Genomic DNA, 8,161 nt, shown 5'->3' on the forward strand with positions numbered 1-8,161 from the left:
CCGGATCCGGTGCGGCGGCCCCTTCGGTCCGCCGTGTGACGGCTGCCGTCGTCCGCCAGGTCAGACGGTGGTCACCACGGTGTCGTAGGAGAGGCGCGGGGAGCGCGGGAACCAGGCGTTCTCACCCGGGTGGCCGATGTTGACCACCATCAGCGGGGTGTGGTCCTCGTCCAGGAACTCCTTCTGGATGCCCGCGGCGTCGAAGCCGGTCATCGGGCCCGCGGCGAGACCGGCGGCGCGCACGCCCACGATGAAGTACGCGGCCTGGAGGGCGGCGTTCAGGTTCGCGGAGCCCTCGCGGACCGGGCGCTCGCTGAAGAAGACGTCCTTGGCCTGGGGGAAGTGCGGGAACAGCTCCGGCAGCTCCTCGTGGAACTCGTTGTCCGCGGCGAGGATGGCGACCAGCGGCGCGGTGGCGGTCTTCGGCGCGTTGCCCTCGGACATGTGCGCGACCAGTCGCTCCCGGGCCTCGGGCGTCCGGACCAGCACCACACGCAGGGGCATCTGGTTGAAGGCGGTGGGCCCGTACTTCACCAGGTCGTAGACGGCCTGCATCTGCTCGTCGGTCACCGGCTGGTCGGTGAACGTGTTCGCGGTACGGGCCTCACGGAAGAGGAGGTCCTGAGCGGTGGGGTCGAGGACGAGGGGCATGCGCGCACCTTTCGGGGCGGGGGGAGGTCTGAATATGTCTCCGTCCAACAGTGCCGGGTTAGGTTAAATTTCAAGTAATTGTGTGAGGTGGGTCACGGGGGGCGGATGGGGTGAGTGCCATCTGGGCGCGTCGCTCTCCGCCGTACGGGGTCCCGGAGCCCGGAAGCGCGGGTCCGACCGGGCCGGAGGAGGCGCGCGGCTCCTCGCGATCTGGTCTCCCGGGCCTTGGTGAGAGCGGCTCGACCGGGCCGGGCGGCCGCTGACCCCCGCGGCCCGGAGGGTCCGCCCGGCCGGAACGTTCACGGGGCCGGACCGTTCACGGGGCTGGTTCGTTCACTCGGCCCAGCCGATCACGCGGCCCGAGCGGTCCGCCCGGCCGGAACGCGGAACGGGAGCCGCATCTCCATGTGAGACCCGAAGGTCCACCCGGGGCCGGACGGTGGAGCGGGGCCGGAACGCCGCCCATGCGGGGCCGCCCCTGTTCGAAACCCGTCGTCACCCCTCCTCCGGGGCGTCCTCCTCCGGGCGGGCCAGCGCCGCGTCCAGCCGGGCGCGGGCGCCCTCCAGCCAGTGACGGCAGACCGTGGCCAGCTCCTCGCCGCGCTCCCACAGGGCGAGCGACTCCTCCAGCGTGGTGCCGCCCGCCTCCAGCCGGCGCACGACCTCGATCAGCTCATCGCGCGCCTGCTCGTACCCGAGCGTGTTCTCCTCCGCCGTGGCGGCCATCCGGTGCCTCTTCTCTGCCGTCGTACCCGTCGTGTGCCGGGCCGGACCTCTCGTCCCCTCAGTCCCCACCGCCCCCTGGTACCCAGCGGTACGGGAGGCCCGCGCGCTACTCGGTGACGCGCACCGCGAACTCGCCGCCCGCCACCCGGGCGCGCAGCTCCTCGCCGCCCGCCACCTCCCGCGGGTCCCGCACGACCGCGCCCCCGGTGCGCTGGAGCACCGCGTACCCCCGCTCCAGGGTGGCCGCCGGGGAGAGCGCCACCACTCGGGCGCGGGTGTGCGCCAGCTCCGAGTCGGCGCGGTCCAGCAGATGGCCCAGCACCCGGCGGCTCCGCGCCACCAGGGCGTCCACCTCCGCCTCGCGCTGCTCCACCATCCGCTGGGGGTGCTCCATCACCGGGCGGGCCAGCGCATGGGCCAGCCCGCGCTCCTCCCGTTCCAGCAGCGACCGGATGGCGCGCAGCCCCCGGTCCCGCGCCGCCCGCACCCGCTCCAGTTCCTCGACCACGTCCGGGACGATCCTCTTCGCCGCGTCCGTCGGGGTCGAGGCCCGGACATCGGCGACCAGGTCCAGCAGGGGCGAGTCCGGCTCATGGCCGATGGCGGACACCACCGGCGTACGGCAGGAGGCGACCGCGCGCACCAGCCGTTCGTCCGAGAACGGCAGCAGATCCTCCACGCTGCCGCCGCCGCGCGCCACGATGATCACATCCACCTCGTCCAGCGCGTCCAGCTCCTGGACCGCCGCGATGACCTGGGGAACCGCGTGGACGCCCTGGACCGCCACATTCCGTACCTCGAAGCGGACGGCGGGCCAGCGGTGCCGGGCCTGCTGGAGCACATCGCGCTCGGCCGCCGAGGCGCGCCCGCAGACCAGCCCCACCCGGTGCGGCAGGAACGGCGGCCGCCGCTTGCGGTCCGCGTCGAACAGCCCCTCCGCGCCCAGGGTCCGCTTCAGCCGCTCCAGCTGCACCAACAGCTCACCCACGCCCACCGGCCGCAGCTCCACGGCCCGCAGGGAGAGCTGCCCCCGGGGCGCGTACCACTCCGGCTTGGCGTGCGCGATGACCCGGGCGCCCTCGGAGACCACATCGGCGACGGCGTCGAACACCTGGCGGTAGCAGGTCACGCTGACGGAGATGTCGTACGAGGGGTCGCGCAGCGTCATGAAGACGACGCCCTGCCCGGGGCGGCGGGAGAGCTGGGTGATCTGCCCCTCGACCCAGATGGCGCCGAGACGGTCGATCCAGCCACCGATGAGGCGGGAGACCTCCCCGATGGGAAGGGGGGCCTCGGCCGACGTATGCAAAGCCATACACCGACCCTAGCCCCCGCCACTGACACTCCCGGCCCCGCGCGCACCGGTCACCAGCCCCAGCGCCGAGCTCCTGCCCCGCGGTCTCAGCGCGTCCGCGAGCGGGGTCGCAGCGCGAGGCTGACCAGTCCCACGGCGAACCAGAGCGCGCCGACCAGCTGGGCCGTCGCCGACGCCTCCGCCATCACCACCACCAGGATCACCGCGCCCACCACCGGCACCACCAGATGCACTCCCCAGCGTGGTTTCCCCCCACCCCGGCGCACCACGAACCACCCCACCACGCTCGCGTGCAGCAGCACGAACGCCGTCAGCGCCCCGATGTCCACCACGGAGACCAGATGGTCGAGACCGTCCGCCCGCCGCGCCGCCCACACCGCCGCGACCAGGTTCACCGCCGCCGCCAGCACCAGCGCCACCCTGGGCACGCCCGCGTCCGTCCGGGACAGCGCGCCCGGCAGCCGCCGCTCCCGCGCCATGGCGAAGAGCAGCCGTCCGGCCGCCGCCTGCCCCGCCAGCGCCGCGAACGCGGCCCCGATCGCCTTGCTGACGGCGATCAGATCGTGCAGCCAGCTCCCGACGGAGGCGTCGACGGCGTCGTAGAAGGCGCTGCCCTGCCGCTCCGGCGCCGCCGCCAGCTCCGCCGACGACACCGGTTGCAGCAGCGCCGCGAGATAGGTCTGGACGATGAAGAGCACCCCGGCCAGCACCAGACAGAACAGCACCGCCCGCGCCACCTTCGCCGACCCGCCGGTCACCTCCTCGGCGAAGGAGGCGATGGCGTCGAAGCCGAGATAGGACAGGACCGCCACCGACACCGCGCTGAGGACGGCGGCCGCCGAGAACGCCGTGTCCCCGGTGAACGGCGACCACCAGTCCCGCCGCGCCCCCTCCCGTACCAGCACCGTCACGGCGGTCACGACGAAGACCAGCAGCACCACGATCTCCATCAGCAGCACCGCGAACCCGACCCGGGCGGCGGCCCGCACCCCCCAGAGGTTGAGCAGGGTGGTCACGACGACGGCGATCCCGGTCCAGATCCACCGGTCCACGCCCGGGACCAGCGCCTCCATCGCGATGCCGGAGAAGAGGTAGGCGACGGCCGGGATGAGGAGGTAGTCCAGCAGGGCCATCCAGCCCGCGATGAATCCCGCGCCCTCGCCGAGCCCCTTGCGCGCGTAGGCGAAGACGGAGCCCGCCAGCGGGGCGACCCGGACCATCTGGGCGTAGCTGACGGCGGTGAAGGCCATCGCGATCGTGGCGACGACGTAGACGAGCGCGACCGCGCCGTGCGACTTGGCGTCGAGCGTGCCGAAGACACCGACCGGCGCCATGGGCGCGATGAAGAGGAGCCCATAGACCACCAGGTCCCGGAACCCGAGCGTCCGCCGCAGTTGCCCCCCGTGTGCTGTCTCTGCCGCTCCCGCCGCGCGCCCCGGCTCCCTACCACCGCCCGCCGACGTCATCCGCGCCTCCGAGGCGTCCAGGTCATCCGGGTCACAGCGCCCTCCACACTCTCCCGCCGCGCGGCCCGGGGGAGCGTTCCAGTCTCTGCACAGGCGCGGTCGTCGCGCGCGTTCTGGGCGGCCTTACGATGGGGGGCATGACTGCTACGTCTCCCGCCCGCCGCGTCCTGCTCGCCGCTCCCCGTGGCTACTGCGCGGGCGTGGACCGCGCCGTGATCGCCGTCGAGAAGGCCCTGGAGCAGTACGGCTCACCCGTCTACGTACGGCATGAGATCGTCCACAACAAGTACGTGGTCCAGACGCTGGAGCGAAAGGGCGCGATCTTCGTCGACGAGACGGCGGAGGTCCCCGAGGGCTCCATCGTGATGTTCTCCGCGCACGGCGTCGCGCCGGTCGTCCACGAGGAGGCCGCCCGCCGCAACCTGGCGACGATCGACGCGACCTGCCCCCTGGTGACCAAGGTGCACAAGGAGGCCGTCCGCTTCGCCGACGAGGACTACGACATCCTGCTGATCGGCCACGAGGGGCACGAGGAGGTCATCGGCACCTCCGGTGAGGCCCCCGACCACATCACCCTGGTCGACGGTCCCGACGATGTCGCCAAGGTCGAGGTGCGGGACGAGTCCAAGGTCGTCTGGCTCTCCCAGACCACCCTCTCCGTCGACGAGACGATGGAGACCGTGGACCGGCTGAAGGAGAAGTTCCCGCAGCTCATCTCGCCCCCGAGCGATGACATCTGCTACGCGACGCAGAACCGCCAGATCGCGGTGAAGCAGATGGGCGAGGACGCCGACCTGGTCATCGTCGTCGGCTCCAAGAACTCCTCCAACTCCGTCCGCCTGGTCGAGGTCGCCCTGGGCGCGGGCGCGCGCGCCGCCCACCTCGTGGACTTCGCCGAGGAGATCGACGAGACCTGGCTGGAGGGCGTCTCCACCGTCGGCCTCACCTCGGGTGCCTCCGTGCCGGAGGTGCTGGTCGAGGGCGTACTGGAGTGGCTGTCGCAGCGGGGCTTCGAGGACGTGGAGCTGGTGAAGGCGGCCGAGGAGACGATCACCTTCTCGCTGCCGAAGGAGCTGCGCCGGGACCTGCGGGCCGAGGCCGCCGCCCTGATGTCGCGGGGCCCGTCGGCCACCGTGTCCGGAACATCCGCCTCCGGAACATCCGCCTCCGCCCAGTGAGGCGGTCCGGCGGGTAACTGTCAGAGGGTGCCCTTACCGTGGGTCCATGGACGTGTTCGGAGTGGACATCGGTGGATCCGGTATCAAGGGCGCTCCCGTGGATCTCGACCGCGGCGATCTCTCCCAGGAGCGCCACAAGGTACTGACACCGCAGCCGGCGACACCGTCCGCGGTGGCGGACGGCGTCGCCGCGGTGGTGGAGCACTTCGGGTGGAGCGGCCCGGTCGGGATCACCTTCCCCGGAGTGGTCACCGCGGGGATCACCCGTACCGCCGCCAATGTGGACAAGGGCTGGGTGGACCAGGACGCGGCGGGCCTGCTGAGCGCCCGCCTCGGCGGCTCCCCGGTCACGCTGCTCAACGACGCGGACGCGGCGGGCGTCGCCGAGATGACCTTCGGCGCGGGCAAGGGCCGCAAGGGCACGGTGATGCTGCTGACCTTCGGCACGGGCATCGGCAGCGCCCTCTTCCTCGACGGCCGGCTGGTCCCCAACACCGAACTGGGCCATCTGGAGCTGCACGGCCATGAGGCGGAGAAGCACGCCTCGACCAAGGCCAAGGAGGACCACGATCTGACCTGGCCCCACTGGGCCCGCCGGGTCCAGAAGTACCTCGCCCACCTGGAGATGCTCTTCTCGCCCGAGCTGTTCATCATCGGCGGCGGGGTGAGCCGCAAGGCGGAGAGGTTCCTGCCTCTGATCGAGGGGGTGCGCGCGGAGATCGTGCCGGCCGAGCTCCAGAACAACGCGGGCATCGTGGGCGCGGCGATGGCGTCGGCGGGCCGCTGACCCCTCCCGGAGTACGGCGCCCGCCGGGTGCTCAGCCGCGTACCCGGGGGGCTCCGGCTCCCCGTACTCCCGCGGCTCCCCGCACCCGGGGCGCGCCGCTCCGTACCCGGCGGGTGCGGCGCCCCATCGCCCGTACCTTCCGTACGCAGGCGATCAGACCGGCGATCAGCGTTCCCGCGTACAGCCACCCCGCGTGCATCGCGAGCGAGGTGATCAGGGCCATCAGATGGCCGCCCGTGCCGCCCGCGCCGCCGGAGACCGGCACGATCCCGACGGCGAAGGCGATGGGCACCCCGACCGGCGCGGTGACCAGGTCGGCCTCCCGGACCCAGAGGGCGGTGAGTACGCAGACCGGCAGGAAGAGCAGACCGTAGGCGGTGGGCGAGCCATCGAGGAGCAGCCAGTCCAGGGCCCCGACCAGCACCATCGCGACCAGGGCGAAGAGCCCGCCGCCGAGCCCGGTCAGCCGGGGGCTGGGCAGTCTGCGCAGCGCGCGCACCACGGGGGCCACGGGCCGGGCGCCCGCCCCCGGTCCCGTGGGCCGCGCGGGGCGGCCGCCCGGGGGCACGGACGGCGGCCGGGGCGGCTGGGGCCGGGGTCGGCTCTGCGGGGGACGGATCCTGGGCTGCTCCACCCGACCAACCTAGGCGCCACCAGGGTGTGCGGAGGGTACGGGACACGCCCTTTGGGTGACCTTGAAGAAGAGTTCGACACGCCGGGCGGCGCCCGGGGACCGCACGGGGGTGTGACGGGACGGCGCGCCCGTGCCCCCGTAAACTGGGGGATCGGCCCATGCCCGGGCCGACCGCCGTACGACCGGAGCCGCCCCCGGCCCCCGTATGGACGCCCGTCGCTCCTCATCCCAGGAAGTCGCCAACGTGTCGCTCACGATCGGAATCGTCGGTCTGCCGAATGTCGGCAAGTCGACCCTTTTCAACGCCCTGACCAAGAACGACGTGCTGGCGGCCAACTACCCGTTCGCCACCATCGAGCCCAATGTGGGCGTCGTCGGCGTCCCCGACGCCCGGCTCACCCAGCTGGCCGAGATCTTCGGCTCCCAGCGGATCCTCCCCGCGACGGTCGACTTCGTGGACATCGCGGGCATCGTGCGCGGCGCCAGCGAGGGCGAGGGCCTGGGCAACAAGTTCCTGGCGAACATCCGCGAGTCCGACGCGATCTGCCAGGTCATCCGCGCCTTCAAGGACGAGAACGTCGTCCACGTCGACGGCAAGGTCTCCCCGAAGGACGACATCGAGACCATCAACACCGAGCTGATCCTCGCCGACCTCCAGTCGGTCGAGAAGGCGATCCCCCGCCTCACCAAGGAGTCCCGCCTCCACAAGGACAAGGTCGCCGTCCTCGCCGCCGTCGAGCGCGCCCAGTCCATCCTGGAATCCGGCCAGACCCTCTTCTCCGCCGGCGTCACCAAGGGCACCGACGAGGCCACCCTCCTCCACGAGCTGCACCTGCTGACCGTCAAGCCCTTCCTCTATGTCTTCAACGTCGACGAGGACGAGCTGGTCGACGAGGACTTCAAGGACGAGCAGCGCGCCCTGGTCGCCCCCGCCGAGGCGATCTTCCTCAACGCCAAGATCGAGTCCGAGCTGATCGAGCTGGACGACGACGAGGCCCTGGAACTCCTCCAGTCCATGGGCCAGGAAGAGCCCGGCCTCGCCACCCTCGGCCGCGTCGGCTTCGACACCCTCGGCCTCCAGACCTATCTGACGGCCGGCCCCAAGGAGTCCCGCGCCTGGACCATCCCCAAGGGCGCCACGGCCCCGGAGGCGGCGGGCGTGATCCACACCGACTTCCAGAAGGGCTTCATCAAGGCCGAGGTGATCTCCTTCGCCGACCTCGTCGAGACGGGCTCCGTCGCCGAGGCCCGTGCCAAGGGCAAGGCGCGCATGGAGGGCAAGGAGTACGTGATGCAGGACGGGGACGTGGTGGAGTTCCGCTTCAACGTGTAGCCGTGCACCTACGGGTGCGCTCATCGATCAGTCGGCACGCGGATCAGAAGAGGCCGGACGCGACAGCGTCC

At 72.1% G+C, this 8,161-nt stretch carries 8 protein-coding genes; 3 read left to right on the top strand and 5 right to left on the bottom strand.

Features of this window, described 5'->3' with window-relative positions; all coding sequences use genetic code 11:
- Positions 1-60: 60 nt before the first annotated feature.
- The 4 genes from ACFVIM_RS29645 to ACFVIM_RS29660 form a co-directional block, all read right to left on the bottom strand.
- The gene (locus ACFVIM_RS29645; protein ID WP_384307683.1) at positions 61-651 is read right to left on the bottom strand and encodes a malonic semialdehyde reductase; all 591 of its coding nucleotides are present in this window, start codon (positions 649-651) and stop codon (positions 61-63) included.
- 495 nt (positions 652-1,146) lie between these two features.
- Positions 1,147-1,377, bottom strand: a complete 231-nt coding sequence (locus tag ACFVIM_RS29650) for an exodeoxyribonuclease VII small subunit (protein WP_384307686.1) — start codon at positions 1,375-1,377, stop codon at positions 1,147-1,149.
- Positions 1,378-1,483: 106 nt separating this feature from the next.
- A complete protein-coding gene (gene xseA, locus ACFVIM_RS29655) occupies positions 1,484-2,692 on the bottom strand; it encodes an exodeoxyribonuclease VII large subunit (protein WP_384307688.1) in 1,209 nt (402 codons plus the stop codon).
- An 86-nt stretch (positions 2,693-2,778) separates the two neighbouring features.
- A complete protein-coding gene (locus ACFVIM_RS29660) occupies positions 2,779-4,158 on the bottom strand; it encodes an APC family permease (protein ID WP_384307691.1) in 1,380 nt (459 codons plus the stop codon).
- Between the two features lie 128 nt (positions 4,159-4,286).
- On the opposite strand from ACFVIM_RS29660, the gene ACFVIM_RS29665 reads away from it, so the two are divergent.
- Both ACFVIM_RS29665 and ppgK read left to right on the top strand, forming a co-directional pair.
- On the top strand, positions 4,287-5,336 hold the full coding sequence (locus ACFVIM_RS29665; RefSeq protein ID WP_384307694.1) for a 4-hydroxy-3-methylbut-2-enyl diphosphate reductase: 1,050 nt from the start codon (positions 4,287-4,289) through the stop codon (positions 5,334-5,336).
- Positions 5,337-5,382: 46 nt separating this feature from the next.
- Positions 5,383-6,123, top strand: a complete 741-nt coding sequence (gene ppgK / locus ACFVIM_RS29670) for a polyphosphate--glucose phosphotransferase (protein ID WP_384307697.1) — start codon at positions 5,383-5,385, stop codon at positions 6,121-6,123.
- A gap of 31 nt (positions 6,124-6,154) precedes the next feature.
- On the opposite strand, the gene ACFVIM_RS29675 is transcribed toward ppgK, so the two are convergent.
- Positions 6,155-6,757 carry a DUF6542 domain-containing protein gene (locus ACFVIM_RS29675; protein ID WP_384307700.1) on the bottom strand — a complete coding sequence of 201 codons (603 nt, stop codon included), beginning with the start codon at positions 6,755-6,757 and terminating at the stop codon, positions 6,155-6,157.
- A 244-nt stretch (positions 6,758-7,001) separates the two neighbouring features.
- Between ACFVIM_RS29675 and ychF the strand changes: the two genes are divergently transcribed.
- Positions 7,002-8,090 (top strand): redox-regulated ATPase YchF, encoded by a 1,089-nt coding sequence (gene ychF, locus ACFVIM_RS29680; RefSeq protein WP_384307703.1) that lies wholly within the window; start codon positions 7,002-7,004, stop codon positions 8,088-8,090.
- Positions 8,091-8,161: the final 71 nt, after the last annotated feature.

Origin of the sequence: Streptomyces sp. NPDC057638 (assembly GCF_042800315.1) — a bacterium.
GTDB lineage: Bacteria > Actinomycetota > Actinomycetes > Streptomycetales > Streptomycetaceae > Streptomyces.

Coding starts and splice junctions, on each gene's coding strand:
- ppgK (WP_384307697.1), top strand. CDS start 5,383: ATGGACGTGTTCGGAGTGGACATCGGTGGATCCGGTATCAAGGGCGCT.
- ACFVIM_RS29660 (WP_384307691.1), bottom strand. CDS start 4,158: ATGACGTCGGCGGGCGGTGGTAGGGAGCCGGGGCGCGCGGCGGGAGCG.
- ACFVIM_RS29665 (WP_384307694.1), top strand. CDS start 4,287: ATGGGGGGCATGACTGCTACGTCTCCCGCCCGCCGCGTCCTGCTCGCC.
- ACFVIM_RS29650 (WP_384307686.1), bottom strand. CDS start 1,377: ATGGCCGCCACGGCGGAGGAGAACACGCTCGGGTACGAGCAGGCGCGC.
- ACFVIM_RS29645 (WP_384307683.1), bottom strand. CDS start 651: ATGCCCCTCGTCCTCGACCCCACCGCTCAGGACCTCCTCTTCCGTGAG.
- xseA (WP_384307688.1), bottom strand. CDS start 2,692: ATGGCTTTGCATACGTCGGCCGAGGCCCCCCTTCCCATCGGGGAGGTC.